Origin of the sequence: Arthrobacter pascens, assembly GCF_030816475.1 — a bacterium.
Lineage (GTDB): Bacteria > Actinomycetota > Actinomycetes > Actinomycetales > Micrococcaceae > Arthrobacter > Arthrobacter pascens_B.
This window is the reverse complement of the sequence record NZ_JAUSXF010000001.1, coordinates 2,119,645-2,136,382: the sequence shown is the minus strand read 5'-3', so window position 1 is coordinate 2,136,382 and position 16,738 is coordinate 2,119,645. Positions and strand designations below refer to the sequence as shown.

Below are 16,738 nucleotides of genomic sequence, written 5' to 3'. Positions count from 1 at the left end.
GGGCATCCCCGACAGTAAGGGGATGAATCCCTTACTTTCCGCTGCAGCGCCGGAGCGGCCAATCCACGCATCAACACGTCCGGGCGGGCCGGCGTCCCGGTTCTCCAGGCAGTCCGCCATGGCGGTTCTGGTCTGCTGGCTGCTGGTCGTCTTCGACGGCTATGACCTCATTGTCTATGGCACCGTGCAGTCCTCTCTGGTCAACGACACAGGCTGGGGGCTGACGAAGGCTACCGCGGGCACCGTCGGTTCCATGGCATTCGTGGGAATGATGCTGGGAGCCATCTTCGCCGGCAGGATGTCCGATACCTGGGGACGCCGACGGACCATCCTCGGCTGCGCTATCGTGTTCTCGGTCTTCACCATCCTTTGCTCCTTCGCCCCGAACGCCATAGTGTTCGGCAGCCTCCGGCTCCTCGCCGGGATCGGCCTGGGCGGATTGGTCCCTTCTGCCAACGCCCTCGTGGCGGAGCTTGTCCCTGCTAAGTGGCGGTCCACCGTTGCCACCCTCATGATGTCCGGCGTGCCCATTGGTGGATCCATTGCCGCCCTGGCCGCTATTCCACTCATTCCGGCGTTCGGCTGGCCCGTCATGTTCCTCGTGGCTGTGGTTGCCCTGCTGGTGGTGATACCGCTGGGCCTTCGCTTCCTGCCCGAGACACTGGCCCCGGCCAGGCAAGGGAAAGAACCCGGGCCGGTCCTGGAAAGGGAACGTGCGGGTTTCGGCTCGCTGCTCCGGGCACCCTTCCTCGGCATGAGCCTGCTGTACGCCATCGCCACCCTGGTGACGCTCTTCGCGTGGTACGGGCTGGGCACCTGGCTGCCGAACCTGATGCAGCTGGCCGGCTACAACCTCGGCTCAGCCCTGACCTTCGCCCTGGCCCTCAACCTTGGTGCGGTGGCAGGCTCGGTCATCACGGCCTGGGCAGGGACCCGCTTCGGGCCCATACCGACGGCGATTGCGGCAGCCGCCGTAGCCGCCGGCGCCCTGGTGGTGCTGGTCACTGGCCCTCCGGTCGCCGTCGTCTACCTCATGCTCGTTCTGGCCGGGGTGGGAACGCATGGCACCCAGTGCCTCATCATTGCCGCCGTAGCCAGTCATTACCCCGCCTATCTCCGCGGAACGGCCCTCGGCTGGGCCCTCGGCGTGGGCCGCATCGGCGCCGTGGCTGCCCCGCAGGTGGGAGGCCTGCTGCTCGCGGCCGGCCTGGGCGTCAATTCGAACTTCCTGGCATTCGCCGGTGCAGCGGGCATCGCCGCTGTTCTGCTCGGAGCCATCGGCATGAAGATCAAATCCACTACCCGAATCTCACTAGGAGCCAGCAATGTCTGACCGGAAACAGTCCACGGATGTCCTTGTTATCGGCGGGGGGATGGCCGGCCTGGCCGGCGCCCTTGCACTGCGGGAGAACGGCGCGCAGGTGACGCTGGTTGAGCGCGCCCCGGAATTCGGCGAGGTGGGTGCCGGTTTGCAGATGGCTCCGAACGCCTCGCGGGTCCTCAAGCGCTGGGGCCTGCTCGGGAAGGCACTGGAGATCGGCGTCCGGCCCAAGCACCTCGTGTTCCGCGATGCGGTGACCGGGGAGGAGCTCACCCGCCAGACGCTCGGCAGCGACTTCGAGGCACGCTACGGGGCTCCCTATGTGGTCATTCACCGCAGTGACCTGCACCGGATACTGCTCGAAGCCTGCCAGGCCGCCGGTGTCCGCCTCGTCAACGACGTCATGGTGGAAAGCGTCGAAACCATCGGCGGCAGGGGGATCGCGCACACTGCAGCCGGTGAGGACTACGAAGCCGACGTCGTGATCGGCGCCGACGGACTCAAGTCCACCCTCCGGTCCGGTGTTGCGCAGGACAGCCCGGTCCCGTCGTCGTACGTTGCCTACCGCGGAACCGTCCCCGTCACTGCGGACACTCCACCGGCAGATCTGGAGGACGTCATCGTCTACCTCGGCCCGGACTGCCACCTGGTGCAGTATCCCCTGCGCAAGGGTGAGCTGCTGAACACCGTGGCCGTCTTCAAATCCGCGTCTTTCGAACGGGGCGAGGAACAGTACGGGGGCGTGGACGAACTCGAGGCGGCCTACGCTGACTGCGTCCCCGCCGTACGGGAGGCGCTCAAGAACCTGGCCACGGGGATCCGCTGGCCCATGTACGACCGCGACCCGATCGAAAACTGGGTGGCAGGCCGGCTGGTCCTGATGGGCGACGCCGCCCACCCCATGCTGCAGTACCTGGCGCAGGGCGCCTGCCAGGCGCTCGAAGATGCCGCGGTGCTCCAGGATGTCTCCTTGGGAACCGTCTTTACGGATGAGGGTGTGCACGCCGCCGCATGGGACCAGGCCATCAGGGACTTCAACACGATGCGCGCCGCCCGCACCTCCAGGGTCCAGCGGACAGCCCGGATCTGGGGCGAGTCCTGGCACGTCTCCGGGCTGTCACGGACTCTGCGGAACCTGCTCTTCAAGAGCCGGAAGGACGGGGACTTCCAGTACAACGACTGGCTGTACGGCCGGGACCAGCCGGGGGCTCCGGCGGACAAGGACAACGCGCGGACCGTGGTCCTGTCCGCCTGAACCGGACGCGCACCTGCGGTCCTTGAGGCGGGGTGCACGCGGTGCGACGATGGAAGCGTGGACCACCTCTTCGATTTCCTCTCCCACTTCTGGTGGCTGATCTTCCCCCTCAGCGGTGTGATGGGCGGCTGGGCGCGTTCCTGGCAACGGTCCACGGAACGCCGGCACCAGCGAAGGCTCGAAATCTATCGGCTCCGCAACCAGGCGGTGCAGGCCGAACAGGTGGCTCTTGCCGAAGTGGAGTCACTGATGGCATCACACGATTCCGTGAACCGCCGCTGGCTGGACTATGAACTGGACATCGGCAAGCTGATTGACTTTCCGCTCATGACCGATGTGCGTGAGCCGCTCACTGTTGCCTTCCTGCGGGCCAAACGGGAGGCGGACGGACTCAGGCCTGCCGCTGCCAGGGACCTGACTGTCCCCTCGAGGCTCGAGGCCTACCGGGCAGCAGTCAACAGCTTTGAAGTCGCCTTCTCCATTGCCGAGCAGGAAGCGCGGCGGATCAGGGACTCCAACTTCTCCGGGCCGGAGCGTGAACGGCTGGCCACTGCCCGGAAGCTGCTGCGGCTCGCCGAGAATGAAGCCGCCACGCCGGCGGAGCGCCAGGCCGCCTACAAGCGGGCCCGCCGGGAACTAGATGGCCTCATCGTCCTTCCGGACGCCACAGTGGCCGCCCTCGAGGAAAAGGTCGCGCCGATGCTGGATCCCGGCCGTTCCTCTGACTTCCCGCAGCGCTGACCGGCGGGGAGCAGCGGCGGTGGCTCGGGTTTCCCTCTACCTGGACGTGGACGGCGTCATCTGTCCGTTCGGTCCGGCAGGGGTCAGCGGGTGGGGCTCGGAATGGCAGTTCGCCAACGCCGGTCTCCTGCCCGTGGCCTACGCGCAGGAGCTGGTCGACGGGCTGAACGGCCTTGCCGGAGTGGCGGGGCTGCGGTGTGTGTGGGTTACCAGCTGGGAGGACCTGGCGCCGGAGTATCTGTGCCCGGCAATCGGGCTCGACGCCGGACACTGGCCGTACCTGACGGCCGACGGCGGAACTGGGGGAGAAGGCTGGTGGAAACTTCGTGCCATCCAGGACGATGTGGCCGGCTCAGGTCCGGACGCCCTGGTATGGATCGACGACCAGCTCCGGTTTGAACAGGAGGCCCAGGCGTGGGCCAGGATCCTGGGCCGGCGGATTCTGCTGGTGTCACCCGATCCGCGGCAGGGAATCTCGCCGGGGGAGTTCGCCGCGGTCCGGTCGTTCCTGGAAAGGCCGGTGTTTTGACCTCATGCCCCGGACGCGTACGATCGATAAGGTTTCAAGCCGGTTCTGTATCCGCCACAGGTCATTCCACCCGAACAACAGGTGAATTATGCTGTGCAGGGCAGGCGGGGAAAGAAACTGCTGAACGTCGACTCTGCAGATTGGGCAACAGGTGGATATCACCTTAATGGTGGCGCTGGTCATCGCACTGGCACTATTTTTCGACTTCACGAACGGCTTCCATGACACCGCCAACGCAATGGCTACGCCCATCGCCACCGGCGCCATCAAACCGAAGACTGCTGTGACCCTTGCCGCCATCCTGAACCTGGTGGGCGCCTTCCTGTCGACGGAGGTGGCCAAGACAGTCTCAGGCGGTATCATCAGGGAAGGTTCGGGCGGTGTACAGATCACTCCTGACATCATTTTCGCCGGCCTCATGGGCGCCATTCTCTGGAACATGATCACCTGGCTGAAGGGGCTCCCGTCGAGTTCATCCCACGCCCTGTTCGGCGGGCTGATCGGCGCAGCCATCGCAGGCATTGGCTTCAACTCGGTGAATCTTGAGGTCCTGCTTCAGAAAGTCATCCTGCCGGCCGTTTTTGCGCCCGTCATCGCCGGTGCTGTTGCCTATCTCTGTACCCGCCTCGCCTACGCCCTGACCGCGCGGCACGACCCGGAAACCGGCAGCAAGCTGACCCAGAAGCGCGGCGGATTCCGTACCGGGCAGATCTTCACGTCCAGCCTGGTGGCACTGGCCCACGGCACTAACGACGCACAGAAGACCATGGGCATCATTACCCTTGTGCTGATCGCTGCGGGCAGCCAGCCCACCGGCACCGGTCCGCAGCTGTGGGTTATTGCCGCCTGTGCTTTGGCAATCGCGGTCGGAACCTATGCCGGCGGCTGGCGCATCATCCGCACCATGGGATCAGGACTCACGGAGGTCAAGCCCGCCCAGGGCTTCGCAGCCGAGACGAGCACAGCCTCCGCCATCCTTGCATCCTCGCACCTGGGCTTCGCGCTTTCCACCACCCAGGTGGCTTCCGGCTCGGTCATCGGGTCCGGAATGGGCCGGAAAGGCACCACCGTGCGCTGGAACATGGTGGGCAAGATCGCCCTCGGTTGGCTCTTCACCCTCCCTGCTGCCGGCATCGTCGGTGCGCTCACCGCGCTGCTGGTCAAGACCGGCCTGGCGGGCGTGGTGATCGCCGCCGTCGTCGGAACCGCTGCCGTGTTGTTCATGTTCTTGTATTCCCGCAAGTCCAGGGTGGGCCACCAGAACGCCGTCGAGGTCGAGGAAGCCGGGCAGGCCGTCCGCTTCGCCAAGAAGAAAGCACTCGCCCGGGCCCGGGCCAACGCGAACAAGCCGAAGGATACTCAGCGATGAAGTGGTTGGAACTCCTGACCGTGGCCGGCGCAACCCTGGTCGCCGCCGTGACCGTGGTGGTCCTGTACTCACTTGGCGTCAGGCTCACGGCCATCGCAGGCGATGCGGAGCAGTCCTCGCCGCGCCTCACACGGTCCCTGGCCATCCTGTGCTTCGGGTTGTGCGGCCTTGCCGTGCTGTACGGCCTCTACCTGATCATTCCCTACTTCAGCAAGTAGCCCTCCGGTTCCGCCTCTGGGCACTGCCGGTGCCCGTAGCTAGGCTGGAAGCATGTCCCGTATCCAGTACTTTGTGGCGTCATCCCTCGACGGTTTCATTGCCACCCCGGACGATGACCTGGCCTGGCTTCTGCAGTTTGACGGCTTCGAGGGCGGCAAGGAAAGCTACGAGTCGTTCATGGACGGCGTGGGCTGCATCGTGATGGGCGGGGAAACGTTCGCCTGGCTGATGAAGCACGAACCAGGAAACTGGCCCTACCCCTCCACCCGCTGTTATGTCTTCACCCGCCATGAGCACGCCGCCCCGCCCGGCTCGGACATCACCTTCGTCCGCGGCGACGTCGGCGAGTTTGTCCAGGATTTCAAGGACGCCGCAGCCGGCAGGAACGTCTGGGTGGTGGGCGGTGGCAACCTCGCCGCACAGTTCGCCGACGCCGGCCTGCTGGACGAGCTGATCGTCTCGGTGATCCCCGTGGTCCTGGGGAACGGAAAGCCGCTGCTGCCGCTGGAAGGCCCGACGCCGCCGCTTGAGCTCACTGCCTCCCGCACCCTGGGACGCGGGATCGTGGAACTTCGGTATGCGATTAGTCCGACGGGCGGGGCCGCAGACGCCTGACGGCGCCGGACTCCGTCCGGATCCGCCCGTCAGCCTTCGTTAGTAGCCTCGTTGTCGCGCAGGAGGTTCGTGATCCGCGCGGTGGACAGCCGGCGCCCTTTTTCATCCGTCATCACGATCTCATGCGTTGCGAGGGTCCGTCCCAGATGTATGGCGGTGCACGTCCCTGTCACGGTTCCGCCGGCAACGGCACGGTGATGGGTGGCGCTGACCTCGATGCCCAGCGCATGGCGGCCGGCCCCCGCATGCATCCCCGCGGCAAAGGATCCCAGCGTTTCAGCCAGGACCACATGGGCGCCGCCATGCAGGATGCCTGCCACCTGCGTATTGCCCTCCACCGGCATGGTGGCCACCGTCCGCTCCGGATTCATCTCGAGGAAACGGATCCCCATTTTCACCACCAGCGCTCCGATTCCGAACTCGCCCAGCCAATCGTGGAGGTGGTCCGGTATGCCGGCGCTACGCAGCTCGTCCGTGAAGGGGCCCGGCGTGAAATTGTCCATCATGGGAACTAGGCTGGCACCTGTGAGTGAAACTACCAAACCGGCCCCCTTCCCGTCCGAAACAGCCGTCCCCGGGGACGACGCTGCCCTGCGCTTTGACGCTGCCTTGCAGGATGTGACGGTTCCGCCGCCCGCCGGCCGATCGGTTTCAGCGACGGAAGCTCCCGTGGTTCCCCTGACGGACCAGCCGCGCCTGCTGGTGCTGGACGGGCACTCGATGGCGTTCCGCGCCTTTTTCGCACTGCCGGCGGACAAGTTCTCCACGGCGAACGGGCAGCACACCAACGCCATTCACGGCTTCACGTCCATGCTCATCAACCTGATCAAGGAACAGAAGCCCACCCACATCGCCGTCGCCTTCGACGTCTCCGACGACACCACCCACCGCAAGGCCGAATACAGCGACTACAAGGGCGGCCGAAACGAAACCCCGCGGGAAATGAGCGGCCAGATCGACCTCATTGACAAGGTCATGGGCGCATGGGGAATCAAGACCATCAAGATGCCCGGATACGAGGCGGATGACATCCTGGCAACCCTCGCCACGATGGGGGAAAAAGCCGGTTATGAAGTACTCCTGGTCACAGGCGACCGCGACGCGTTCCAGCTCATCACGGACAACGTTTTTGTGCTCTACCCCCGGAAGGGCGTCAGCGATATCCCACGGCTGGACGCTGCGGCCATCCAGGAAAAGTACTTCGTCACGCCACCGCAGTACTCAGACCTCGCCGCACTGGTGGGGGAGTCCTCGGACAACCTGCCGGGCGTTCCCGGCGTCGGACCTAAAACCGCAGCCAAGTGGATCAACCTCTACGGCGGACTCGAAGGCGTGCTGGAGCACCTGGATGCCATCGGCGGCAAGGTAGGAGACGCGCTCCGCGAAAACGTCGAGGACGTCAGGCGCAACCGGCGGCTGAACAGGCTCCACACCGATCTGGAACTGCCGGTAACGTTGGACGACCTCGCCGAGCCGCGGCCTGACGAGGCCGCCCTGGAGCAGCTCTTCGACGAGCTGGAATTCAAAACCATCCGCGCCCGGCTCTTCGCCCTCTACAGCAGCGAAGATCTCGAACTGGCGGAACGCGAGACCATCAGCACGCCCGCCTTCGCCACGCCGGCCGACGCAGCTGAACTGGCTGGGTTCCTCGCGACCGGAGCCGGGCAGCGGTCGGCCGTCGCCATTGACCTCGTGCCCGGCCGGATCGGCGAAGACGCCGCCGCAATAGCCATCGTCCGGGACGACGCCGCCGTCTATATCGACCTTGCCGGCCAGGACGCGGACGCTGAAAACGTCCTGGCGGACTGGCTGCGGGACGACAAATCGCCGAAGGTCATGCACGGCTACAAGGCTGCGCTGAAGGCCCTGTCCAGCCGTGGCCTGGGACTGGAAGGGGTGGTGGATGACACCTCAATCTCCGGGTACCTCATCCAGCCGGACCGCCGCACCTATGAACTCGCGGAGCTGGCCCAGCACCACCTCAACATCAGCCTGTCCACGGAAACTGCCAAGGCAGGCCAGCTTGAGCTGTCGTTCGACGGCGACGATGCAGCCGCTGCGGACGCGCTGGTCCGGGTAGCGGCGGTGGTCCAGGCCCTCAGCCGCTATTTCGAATCCGAACTCACCGAACGCAAAGCGGCTGACCTGCTGAGCACCCTTGAACTGCCCGTCAGCCGGGTGCTCGCCGACATGGAACTGGCAGGTATTGCCATTGACCTGCCGCACCTGGATGAGCAGCTGGCGGACCTGGCGAAAGTCATCGACAACGCGCAGGAACTCGCCTTCGCGGCGATCGGCCATGAGGTCAACCTTGGTTCGCCCAAGCAGCTTCAGACCGTCCTCTTCGAGGAGCTGCAGCTGCCGAAAACGAAGAAAATCAAGTCCGGCTACACCACCGACGCCGCATCCCTGAAGAACCTGCTGGAGAAGACAGGCCACGAATTCCTGGTCCAGCTGATGGCGCACCGCGAGTCCGCGAAACTCAGCCAGATGCTCGAGACCCTCAAGAAATCGGTCACCGAAGACGGCCGGATCCACACCACCTATGCCCAGAACGTTGCCGCCACCGGCCGCATCTCCTCCAACAACCCCAACCTGCAGAACATCCCCATCCGCAGCGAGGAAGGCCGGCGCGTTCGCGGCATCTTTGTGGTCAGTGACGGTTACGAGTGCCTGCTGTCCGCCGACTACTCGCAGATCGAAATGCGGATCATGGCCCACCTTTCCGGAGACGCCGGCCTGATCCAGGCGTACAAGGAAGGGGAGGACCTTCACCGGTTCGTGGGTTCCAATATTTTCCATGTACCCACCGAGGAAGTCACCAGCGCCATGAGGTCCAAGGTCAAGGCGATGTCGTACGGCCTCGCTTACGGCCTGACGTCCTTCGGGCTGTCCAAGCAGTTGGAGATTTCGGTGGACGAGGCCCGGACCCTTATGAAGGACTACTTCGACAGGTTCGGCGCGGTCCGCGATTACCTCCGCGGCGTAGTGGACCAGGCACGCATCGACGGCTACACAGCCACTATCGAGGGCCGCCGCCGCTACCTTCCGGACCTCACCAGCACCGACCGCCAGCTTCGCGAAAACGCGGAGCGGATAGCCCTGAACTCACCCATCCAGGGTTCCGCCGCGGACATCATCAAGCGGGCAATGCTTGGCGTGCACAACGAACTGCAGGTGCAGGGCCTCAAATCACGGATGCTGCTGCAGGTCCATGACGAGCTGGTGCTTGAGGTGGCCACCGGAGAGCGGGAGGCCGTGGAAAGGCTCGTGACCGAACAGATGGGCTCGGCTGCGGACCTCAGCGTGCCCCTGGACGTGCAGATCGGCGTCGGCACCACGTGGTACGAGGCCGGCCACTAGAAGCGCCCAGGCACCGATGACATGACAAGGCGGTTCGATAGGGTTGGCAGGTGAACGACTCCCGAATCCCTGACATTGAATCCCTGCCTTTCCCGCTGCTTGGCGAAGGGCCGCGGTCCGGGACCAGGCCGCTCTTTGAAGGGGAACGGCTGGTCCTCACCGCCGACGCCGGAGCCGATATGTTCCGTGACCCGGCAGGGACCCAGGGAACGGCTGATGCTGAGAGGCTCGTGGCACCGGTCAGCGGTGATTTCCGGTTGAGCGCGTTCGTGAGCCCCGTGTTTGTCAGCGACTTCGATTCAGGGGTGCTGATCGGCTATGTCGACCCGGATAACTGGTTCAAGCTCTGTGCTGAGCTCGATCCAAGCGGGACAACGCGGGTCGTTTCAGTAGTTACCAGGGACGGCATATCGGACGATTGCGACAGTTGGGCAATCGACGCCTCGGGCACCTACCTGCGGATCTCCCGCCTGGGCCGGGCCTTCGCCCTGCACGCCTCAACCGATGGCGAACGGTGGAACATGGTCCGCTATTTCGCCCTGCGTGATCCGGCCCCCGAAACAGTGAAAATCGGGTTCGCTGCCCAGTCTCCTTCGGGGGAAGGAACGACGGCGACCTTCAGCAACATCTGTTTCGACACGAAGACCCTGACAGGCGTGAGGGACGGTTCCTAGGGACCGCGCCGGCTTCGCTGCAACAGTACGGGATGACCGGGCACGGCCGGCCACCACACCAACCCGTGCGTGCTACAGTTCCTCCGCGATGCGCTTGATCGCGGCCAGCCGGCGATCCCACTCGGCGCCGATCCGGTCAAGCCTTCTCGCAGTCTCGCTCAGCTGCGCGCCGAGCACCCGGTAGCGCAGCTCGCGGCCGGCGCGCACGGGCTCGACGAGCCCGGCCCCCTGCAGCACCGCGAGGTGCTTGGCGATCGCCTGGCGGCTAATGGGGAACCGGCCGGCAAGGGCGGAGGCCGAAGCATCGCCCTCACCGAGCGCCGCCAGGATGTTCCACCGGGTCTCGTCGCCGAGGGCGGCGAACACGGGAACGAGGGTGGCTGTTGTGGTCACGACCCGTCCTCGAGGTAGGCGGCCAGCTCGTCCAGCTCCGAGTCCCAGCCTCCGCGATGGCTCTCCATGCTGGCTGCCGGATCGGCCAGGGCGCCGAAACCGGATTCGACAACTGTGAGCTGCGTGCCGCCGTCGAGCTCATCCAGGGTGAAGCTGAACACCGTAGAGCGCCCGGGGTCCAGTTGGCCCTGGTCAGCCGCATTGTTCAGTTCAGTGCTCCAGCGGTAGGTGATCATCCGCGGCGGATCGAGCTCCTCGATCCGGACCGGGACATCGCCGTGACCCTCGAACGAGAAGAGGCCGCGGCCGCCGACCGCCACCTTGTCCAGCTCTGCACGCTGCCCGAACCATTGCGCAATGTGCCTGGGCTCCGTGACGGCGGCCCATACTTTGTCGACCGGTGCCGCGATGCTGATGGTGCGCCTGACGACGAATTCGCCTGTATCGATGACGGAAGGCTGATTGGCGGTAGTGGTCATTGTTCTGTTCCCTTCAGGTTGAATTGTGCAACTTTATGGTTGCATGAGCAACGAGAAAACGCAACCCTTAGATTGCACTAGAGCCGCCGGAGGGCGAGGCCTCTGGGCGAAAGCTGGTTTCACGCTGGCCAGCCCGGCTTTGCGTTGGTTAGGCTCGTCGATGTGGCTGATCTGAGTGGGGACTATGAAATCCGGCGTTTCGGTGCGGTGTCAAAGGGCGAACAGGGCTATGCGGAGGCTGAATCGTGGCTCAAGGCTGTTGCCTTCGGCTTCCATGAATCCACCCGGACACCCGAGCACCTGGCAAAATCCCTTGACACCTACAGGACAGACCGGCGCATCCTGACGGGTGCTTACCAGGCAGGTGAAGTGGCCGCGGGGTCGCTGCCGTCCAACGTTCCCGTCGCTACTTTCGGCACGCTGCGCAAGACCCTCAATATCGGATTCGGGCGGATGCTGGAAACGCAGCTGGTCACCGCCGTCACGGTCCGGACCTCCCACCGGCGCCGGGGTTTGCTGCGGCGCATGATGTCCGAGGACCTGCAGCTGGCCCGCAGGGACGGCATGGCGATGGCTGCGCTCACCGCGTCGGAAGGAACCATCTACGGACGGTTCGGGTACGGCGTAGCAAGCTTCGAGCGCACCGTGAAGGTGGACACCACGGCCCGGTTCGGCATCAGCCACCAGCCCGTGGGCACCGTGGAGGTTGCCGAGCCGGCATCGCTGCTGGACCTGGCTCCGGACATCTTTGACCGGGTGCACCGGCAGACCCCCGGCTCCATCGGACGCCAGGAGTGGTACCGGCAGCTGGCGTCCGGTTCCATCGGGCGGGACGGCAAGGAAGACCCCTCAGTCAAAGTCGCTCTCCACTACGGTCCGGACGGCGACGTTGACGGTTACGTGTCCTACAGGTTCCTCGGCTGGGACACCACGCCCTACACGGTCCAGGTGGTTGACCTCGTGGCCGCAACGAACGAGGGCTACCTTGAGCTGTGGCAGTTCCTGGGGGCCATCGATCTGGTGGAACGGGTGACCTGGGAGGAGGCGCCGCTGGATGACCCGCTGGCGTGGGCCCTTTCCGACCCCCGCTGCATTGACTCCTCCGACAGCAGGGACATGCTGTGGCTGCGCATCCTCGATGTCGAAAAGGCCCTGGCGGCGCGCCACTACCCGGTGGACGGCCGGCTGGTCCTGGAAGTGCATGACCCGCTCGGGCTGACGGCTGGAACGTTCGCGCTGGATGTCAGCGGCGGCAGGGCCGACGTCGTGCGGGTGACGCCGCAGGGAGACGCGGACCTGACCCTTGACGTCTCGGCACTGTCCTCGATCTACCTGGGCGCGGTCTGCCCCGTGACCCTCACGGCGGCCGGACGGATCCGCGAGAACGTGCCTGGTGCGTCGTTCACGGCACGCCAGCTGTTCAGCGTGGAGAGGGCCACCCACTGCCTGACCCACTTCTGATCAGGCCTGACGGCGGGTTCGGGGATGGCTGCGCTTTTGACCGGCGTTGGCCCCTGCGACTAGAATAAACGGGCGTGTACTACGTGCACGTTTCTAGAATCCACAAAATCAGGATGACCCGGCACCTCTCCGCGATCTGCCGAAGCCTGCGCCTGCGTTCCATAACGCGGGCGCGGTGGTTTACCTGACCGACTAACTATCCACAACGGAGCCCCTACTACATGACCATCACCTCCACCGAGAAGCCCGGTACCCCCGTCGTCGCCATCAACGACATCGGTACCGCTGAGGACTTCCTCGCAGCAGTCGACGCCACCATCAAGTACTTCAACGACGGAGACCTCGTCGAAGGTACCGTCGTCAAGGTCGACCGCGATGAAGTTCTGCTCGACATCGGTTACAAGACCGAAGGTGTCATCCCCTCCCGCGAGCTGTCCATCAAGCACGACGTTGATCCCGGAGACGTCGTCTCCGTTGGCGATCAGGTCGAAGCCCTGGTGCTCACCAAGGAAGACAAAGAAGGCCGCCTGATCCTCTCCAAGAAGCGTGCTCAGTACGAGCGCGCCTGGGGCGACATCGAAAAGGTCAAGGAAGAAGACGGTGTCGTCACCGGTACCGTCATCGAGGTTGTCAAGGGTGGTCTTATCCTCGACATCGGTCTGCGCGGCTTCCTGCCCGCATCCCTCGTCGAGATGCGCCGTGTGCGCGACCTTGCTCCGTACATCGGTCAGCAGATCGAAGCCAAGATCATCGAGCTGGACAAGAACCGCAACAACGTGGTCCTGTCCCGCCGTGCATGGCTCGAGCAGACCCAGTCCGAGGTCCGCTCCACGTTCCTCAACAAGCTGGAAAAGGGCCAGGTCCGTCCCGGCGTCGTTTCCTCCATCGTCAACTTCGGTGCCTTCGTGGACCTGGGCGGCGTAGACGGCCTGGTTCACGTTTCCGAGCTGTCCTGGAAGCACATCGACCACCCGTCCGAGGTTGTCGAAGTCGGCCAGGAAGTCACCGTCGAGGTTCTCGAGGTCGACCTGGACCGCGAGCGCGTCTCCCTGTCGCTCAAGGCTACGCAGGAAGACCCGTGGCAGACCTTCGCCCGCACCCACGCCCTCGGCCAGGTTGTTCCGGGTAAGGTCACCAAGCTGGTTCCGTTCGGTGCGTTCGTCCGCGTCGAAGACGGCATCGAAGGCCTGGTCCACATCTCCGAGCTCGCCGTGCGCCACGTTGAGCTGGCCGAGCAGGTTGTCTCCGTCGGTGACGAGCTGTTCGTCAAGGTCATCGACATCGACCTCGAGCGCCGCCGCATCTCCCTCTCCCTCAAGCAGGCCAACGAGGGCGTCGATGCCGAGAGCAGCGAATTCGATCCGGCACTCTACGGCATGGCCGCCGAGTACGACGAAGAGGGCAACTACAAGTACCCGGAGGGCTTCGACCCGGAGTCCAACGAGTGGCTTGAAGGCTACGAGAACCAGCGCGCCGCCTGGGAGCAGCAGTACGCTGACGCCCAGACCCGCTGGGAAGCCCACAAGAAGCAGGTTGCCCAGCACGCTGCCGACGACGCTGCAGCTGCAACGTCCGGTGACAGCGATTCCGGCACCACCAGCTACTCCTCCGAGCCGGCTGCTGAGTCCAACACCGGTGCAGGCACGCTTGCTTCGGACGAGGCTCTTGCAGCACTGCGCGAGAAGCTGACCGGCGCTTAATTGCCGCGGCCCGGGTTCCCGGGCCAATACAGCGGGCCCCTGCTTTCGCAGGGGCCCGCTGTATTTAACCCGAATCTGACCGGCATTTAACACTGGATCACAGGACAAAAATGCGTTTCGGTGCGTTCGGTGCGAGTCAGTCGGGAAGCACGACGGCGGCACTCACCGTGCCGCCGTCGTCGTACGCCAAGATGGCGCCGGCGGCCGTAAGCAGGCGCCGGGCTCCGGTGTTGGCGGCGGTGGTGTGGGCAACAACCTGCGACAACCCCGCACGGCGGGCTTCGACCAGGACCAGGCCGAGCGCGGCGGTTCCGACCCCGCGCCCACGGTAGCCGCGGCCCAGCCAGATGCCGGTCTCCGCTATTGCTTCCGCAGTGCGCTTCAACCTGATCGACCCGGCCGGGCTGCCGTCGCACAACACCGCCCAGCTCTTCTCCCCGCCCGGGCCGTGCAGGCCGGCCGCGGCCGACCGGTGGTAGGAGCGGAACCAGTCGATCCGTTCCGCGTTCCAGCCGATCCCGGCTCCAAGCGGTGGCGTGACGTCATCCGGGGACGCGTCGCGCACGGCCAGAGCCAGGAGCACCTCCAGCACGGGATCATCGACGTCCGCAAGGCGGACGTCAGGGGAGCGGGACATCGATCCACTCCGTTCCGCCGGGCACCAGCGCGGCCTTTCCGGCAGTGAGGGAAAGAACACGTTCGCCGGCCGCGGCAATGCCGGCCGGAATATCCGGGATGGCCAGGCGCAAGACGGTTTCGCGCGAGCCGTAACTCGTGTCCGCCATCGTGAACCCCGCCGACCGCAGGTCATTCTCCAGCCGGCCGGCGGCTGCATGGGGAACGGATGCCTCGCAGATCCTCAGCCGGCGCCGGCTCACCAAAGGCGCGCCTCCCAAAGCAGCAGACACTGATTCCGAATACGCGCGCACCAGCCCGCCTGCCCCCAGCAGGATGCCGCCGAAATAGCGGACGACGACGGCGCTGACGTCACTGAGGTCCGCTGCGTCCGGCGTCGTTTCGCGTTTGAGGAGTGCTTCCAGCATGGGGATGCCGGCGGTTCCCGAGGGTTCGCCGTCGTCATTGGACCGTTGGATCCCACGGTCCGGTCCCAGGACAAAGGCGGAACAGTGGTGACGGGCGTCGTGGAATTCGCGGCGCAGGACTGATACCAGGTCCCGGGCGGTTTCCTCGCTGTCGGCGCGGCGGAGCACCGTGATGAACCTGGACCGTTTGACCTCGATCTCGTGCCGGAACTCCTGCCCGGCGGCAAGGGTCGTGTAGGTCGAAGCCCGGCTCTCTTGCTGCTTCACCGCCTAAGTCTAGGCCCACCAGTAGGCTGGTTGCGTGCTGAAAATCGGTTTGACGGGCGGCATCGCCTCAGGGAAGTCCGTGGTCGCGTTCCGCCTGGCGGAACTGGGAGCACTCTTGGTGGACGCTGACGCGCTGGCCAGGGCCGTGGTCGAACCGGGTACCCCGGGGCTGGCCCGCGTGGTCGAAGCATTCGGGCAGGACATGCTGGACGGTGCCGGCAGGCTGGACCGGGCGCGGCTTGGTTCCGTGGTCTTCGGGAACTCCGCGCAGCTTGCCGTGCTGAACGGCATCGTGCATCCGCTGGTCCGCCAGGCCGCTGCCGAAATCCTTGGCACAGCTGCTGATGGCGCCGTGGTGGTCCAGGACATTCCGCTTCTGGTGGAGACCGGCCAGGGCAGCGACTTCCATTTGGTCATCGTGGTGGATGCGCCTGACGACGTCCGGGTGGCCCGGATGCTGGAACGCCGCGGCATGACCGCGAAGGACGCCCGGTCGCGCATGGCAGCGCAGGCCTCCCGCGACGACCGGCTGGCCGCTGCCGACGTAATCCTGGACAACTCCGGTTCGATCGACAGACTGCTGGCCCAGGTGGACGCGCTGTGGGCGGACCGGTTGGCTCCCTTTGCCCGGAACCTGGCGACGAGGACGCCGGCGGTACGCCCGGGCGGGCCGGTCCTGAATGCTCCGCGGCCGGACTGGCCCCGTGAGGCGGAGCGCCTGATGGGCAGGATCCGTGCCGCCGTTGGAAAGGAAGCCGGGCAGGACGGGGCAGGGGCAGTCCTTGGGCTGGACCATATCGGCTCCACCTCCGTTCCCGGCCTGGACGCCAAGGACGTCCTTGACCTGCAGCTCACCGTTCGGACCCTGGGCGCGGCCGCCCCGCTGGAGGCCGTCCTGGCGGCCGCCGGATATCCCCGCGTCCCGGACATCACCTCGGACGCGCCCAAGCCAACCCGCCCGGACGCCTCCGCATGGGCAAAACGCTTCCATGCCAGCGCCGACCCCGGCCGGGCCGTCAATCTGCACATCCGTGCCGCCGGTTCTCCCGGGTGGCGGTTCGCCCTGTGCTTCCGGGACTGGCTCCGCGCCGAACCGGCTGCCGCTGCGGACTACCTCGCCCTCAAGCGCCGCTTAGCTGAACTGCATGCCGCCGACCCCTCCACGGCGGCCTACGCCACAGCCAAGGAAGCCTGGTTCGCCGCCGCGGAAGAACCGATGGAACGGTGGGCCGCGGGCGCCGGGTGGACGCCGCCGTCGTACGACTCCTGACCGGCGTCCGCCGGTTAGTGATCCGGCTGTTACTGTCGG

At 65.6% G+C, this 16,738-nt stretch carries 17 protein-coding genes; 12 read left to right on the top strand and 5 right to left on the bottom strand.

Annotated elements, in window-relative coordinates; genetic code table 11:
* The first annotated feature begins 22 nt into the window (after positions 1-22).
* From QFZ40_RS09835 to QFZ40_RS09805, 7 genes are all read left to right on the top strand, one after another.
* A complete protein-coding gene (locus QFZ40_RS09835) occupies positions 23-1,333 on the top strand; it encodes an MFS transporter (protein ID WP_373427421.1) in 1,311 nt (436 codons plus the stop codon).
* Entirely contained in the window at positions 1,326-2,576 is a 1,251-nt protein-coding gene (locus QFZ40_RS09830; RefSeq protein WP_306904144.1) for an FAD-dependent oxidoreductase, read from the top strand. Before QFZ40_RS09835 ends, QFZ40_RS09830 begins: the two co-directional genes overlap by 8 nt.
* 57 nt (positions 2,577-2,633) lie before the next feature.
* The gene (locus tag QFZ40_RS09825; protein WP_306904143.1) at positions 2,634-3,317 is read left to right on the top strand and encodes a hypothetical protein; all 684 of its coding nucleotides are present in this window, start codon (positions 2,634-2,636) and stop codon (positions 3,315-3,317) included.
* Positions 3,318-3,336: 19 nt separating this feature from the next.
* Positions 3,337-3,846 carry an HAD domain-containing protein gene (locus QFZ40_RS09820; RefSeq protein WP_306904141.1) on the top strand — a complete coding sequence of 170 codons (510 nt, stop codon included), beginning with the start codon at positions 3,337-3,339 and terminating at the stop codon, positions 3,844-3,846.
* 151 nt (positions 3,847-3,997) lie between these two features.
* The gene (locus QFZ40_RS09815) at positions 3,998-5,215 is read left to right on the top strand and encodes an inorganic phosphate transporter (RefSeq protein ID WP_306904140.1); all 1,218 of its coding nucleotides are present in this window, start codon (positions 3,998-4,000) and stop codon (positions 5,213-5,215) included.
* Positions 5,212-5,433 (top strand): hypothetical protein, encoded by a 222-nt coding sequence (locus tag QFZ40_RS09810; protein ID WP_306904139.1) that lies wholly within the window; start codon positions 5,212-5,214, stop codon positions 5,431-5,433. Before QFZ40_RS09815 ends, QFZ40_RS09810 begins: the two co-directional genes overlap by 4 nt.
* Before the next feature lie 52 nt (positions 5,434-5,485).
* Positions 5,486-6,049 carry a dihydrofolate reductase family protein gene (locus tag QFZ40_RS09805; protein WP_306904138.1) on the top strand — a complete coding sequence of 188 codons (564 nt, stop codon included), beginning with the start codon at positions 5,486-5,488 and terminating at the stop codon, positions 6,047-6,049.
* A gap of 29 nt (positions 6,050-6,078) precedes the next feature.
* Here the strand turns inward: QFZ40_RS09805 and QFZ40_RS09800 are convergent, their stop codons facing one another.
* Entirely contained in the window at positions 6,079-6,555 is a 477-nt protein-coding gene (locus QFZ40_RS09800; RefSeq protein WP_306904137.1) for a hotdog fold thioesterase, read from the bottom strand.
* Between the two features lie 214 nt (positions 6,556-6,769).
* Between QFZ40_RS09800 and polA the strand changes: the two genes are divergently transcribed.
* Both polA and QFZ40_RS09790 read left to right on the top strand, forming a co-directional pair.
* Positions 6,770-9,412, top strand: a complete 2,643-nt coding sequence (gene polA, locus QFZ40_RS09795; protein WP_373427471.1) for a DNA polymerase I — start codon at positions 6,770-6,772, stop codon at positions 9,410-9,412.
* 50 nt (positions 9,413-9,462) lie between these two features.
* The gene (locus QFZ40_RS09790; RefSeq protein ID WP_306904134.1) at positions 9,463-10,086 is read left to right on the top strand and encodes a DUF1349 domain-containing protein; all 624 of its coding nucleotides are present in this window, start codon (positions 9,463-9,465) and stop codon (positions 10,084-10,086) included.
* A 72-nt stretch (positions 10,087-10,158) separates the two neighbouring features.
* On the opposite strand, the gene QFZ40_RS09785 is transcribed toward QFZ40_RS09790, so the two are convergent.
* Together QFZ40_RS09785 and QFZ40_RS09780 are read right to left on the bottom strand one after the other, a co-directional pair.
* The gene (locus tag QFZ40_RS09785) at positions 10,159-10,479 is read right to left on the bottom strand and encodes an ArsR/SmtB family transcription factor (RefSeq protein ID WP_306904133.1); all 321 of its coding nucleotides are present in this window, start codon (positions 10,477-10,479) and stop codon (positions 10,159-10,161) included.
* Positions 10,476-10,958 carry an SRPBCC family protein gene (locus tag QFZ40_RS09780; protein WP_306904132.1) on the bottom strand — a complete coding sequence of 161 codons (483 nt, stop codon included), beginning with the start codon at positions 10,956-10,958 and terminating at the stop codon, positions 10,476-10,478. The genes QFZ40_RS09785 and QFZ40_RS09780 overlap by 4 nt, the downstream gene beginning before the upstream one ends.
* Positions 10,959-11,120: 162 nt before the next feature.
* Here QFZ40_RS09780 and QFZ40_RS09775 point away from each other — a divergent pair, with 162 nt between their 5' ends.
* Together QFZ40_RS09775 and rpsA are read left to right on the top strand one after the other, a co-directional pair.
* On the top strand, positions 11,121-12,419 hold the full coding sequence (locus QFZ40_RS09775) for a GNAT family N-acetyltransferase (RefSeq protein WP_306904131.1): 1,299 nt from the start codon (positions 11,121-11,123) through the stop codon (positions 12,417-12,419).
* Between the two features lie 221 nt (positions 12,420-12,640).
* Complete coding sequence (rpsA, locus tag QFZ40_RS09770) at positions 12,641-14,119, top strand: 30S ribosomal protein S1 (protein ID WP_306904130.1); 1,479 nt, start codon at positions 12,641-12,643, stop codon at positions 14,117-14,119.
* Positions 14,120-14,255: 136 nt separating this feature from the next.
* Here rpsA and QFZ40_RS09765 read toward each other — a convergent pair whose 3' ends face one another.
* The gene (locus QFZ40_RS09765) at positions 14,256-14,756 is read right to left on the bottom strand and encodes a GNAT family N-acetyltransferase (RefSeq protein ID WP_306904128.1); all 501 of its coding nucleotides are present in this window, start codon (positions 14,754-14,756) and stop codon (positions 14,256-14,258) included.
* On the bottom strand, positions 14,740-15,429 hold the full coding sequence (locus tag QFZ40_RS09760; protein ID WP_306904127.1) for an IMPACT family protein: 690 nt from the start codon (positions 15,427-15,429) through the stop codon (positions 14,740-14,742). Before QFZ40_RS09760 ends, QFZ40_RS09765 begins: the two co-directional genes overlap by 17 nt.
* A gap of 34 nt (positions 15,430-15,463) precedes the next feature.
* On the opposite strand from QFZ40_RS09760, the gene coaE reads away from it, so the two are divergent.
* Positions 15,464-16,699 carry a dephospho-CoA kinase gene (coaE, locus tag QFZ40_RS09755; RefSeq protein WP_306904125.1) on the top strand — a complete coding sequence of 412 codons (1,236 nt, stop codon included), beginning with the start codon at positions 15,464-15,466 and terminating at the stop codon, positions 16,697-16,699.
* The last annotated feature ends 39 nt before the right edge of the window (positions 16,700-16,738 follow it).

Excerpts from the sequence above, each read along its gene's own strand:
- QFZ40_RS09835 (WP_373427421.1), top strand. The coding sequence starts at position 23 with ATGAATCCCTTACTTTCCGCTGCAGCGCCGGAGCGGCCAATCCACGCA.
- QFZ40_RS09830 (WP_306904144.1), top strand. The coding sequence starts at position 1,326 with ATGTCTGACCGGAAACAGTCCACGGATGTCCTTGTTATCGGCGGGGGG.
- QFZ40_RS09810 (WP_306904139.1), top strand. The coding sequence starts at position 5,212 with ATGAAGTGGTTGGAACTCCTGACCGTGGCCGGCGCAACCCTGGTCGCC.
- QFZ40_RS09805 (WP_306904138.1), top strand. The coding sequence starts at position 5,486 with ATGTCCCGTATCCAGTACTTTGTGGCGTCATCCCTCGACGGTTTCATT.
- QFZ40_RS09800 (WP_306904137.1), bottom strand. The coding sequence starts at position 6,555 with ATGATGGACAATTTCACGCCGGGCCCCTTCACGGACGAGCTGCGTAGC.
- polA (WP_373427471.1), top strand. The coding sequence starts at position 6,770 with ATGGCGTTCCGCGCCTTTTTCGCACTGCCGGCGGACAAGTTCTCCACG.
- QFZ40_RS09780 (WP_306904132.1), bottom strand. The coding sequence starts at position 10,958 with ATGACCACTACCGCCAATCAGCCTTCCGTCATCGATACAGGCGAATTC.
- rpsA (WP_306904130.1), top strand. The coding sequence starts at position 12,641 with ATGACCATCACCTCCACCGAGAAGCCCGGTACCCCCGTCGTCGCCATC.
- QFZ40_RS09765 (WP_306904128.1), bottom strand. The coding sequence starts at position 14,756 with ATGTCCCGCTCCCCTGACGTCCGCCTTGCGGACGTCGATGATCCCGTG.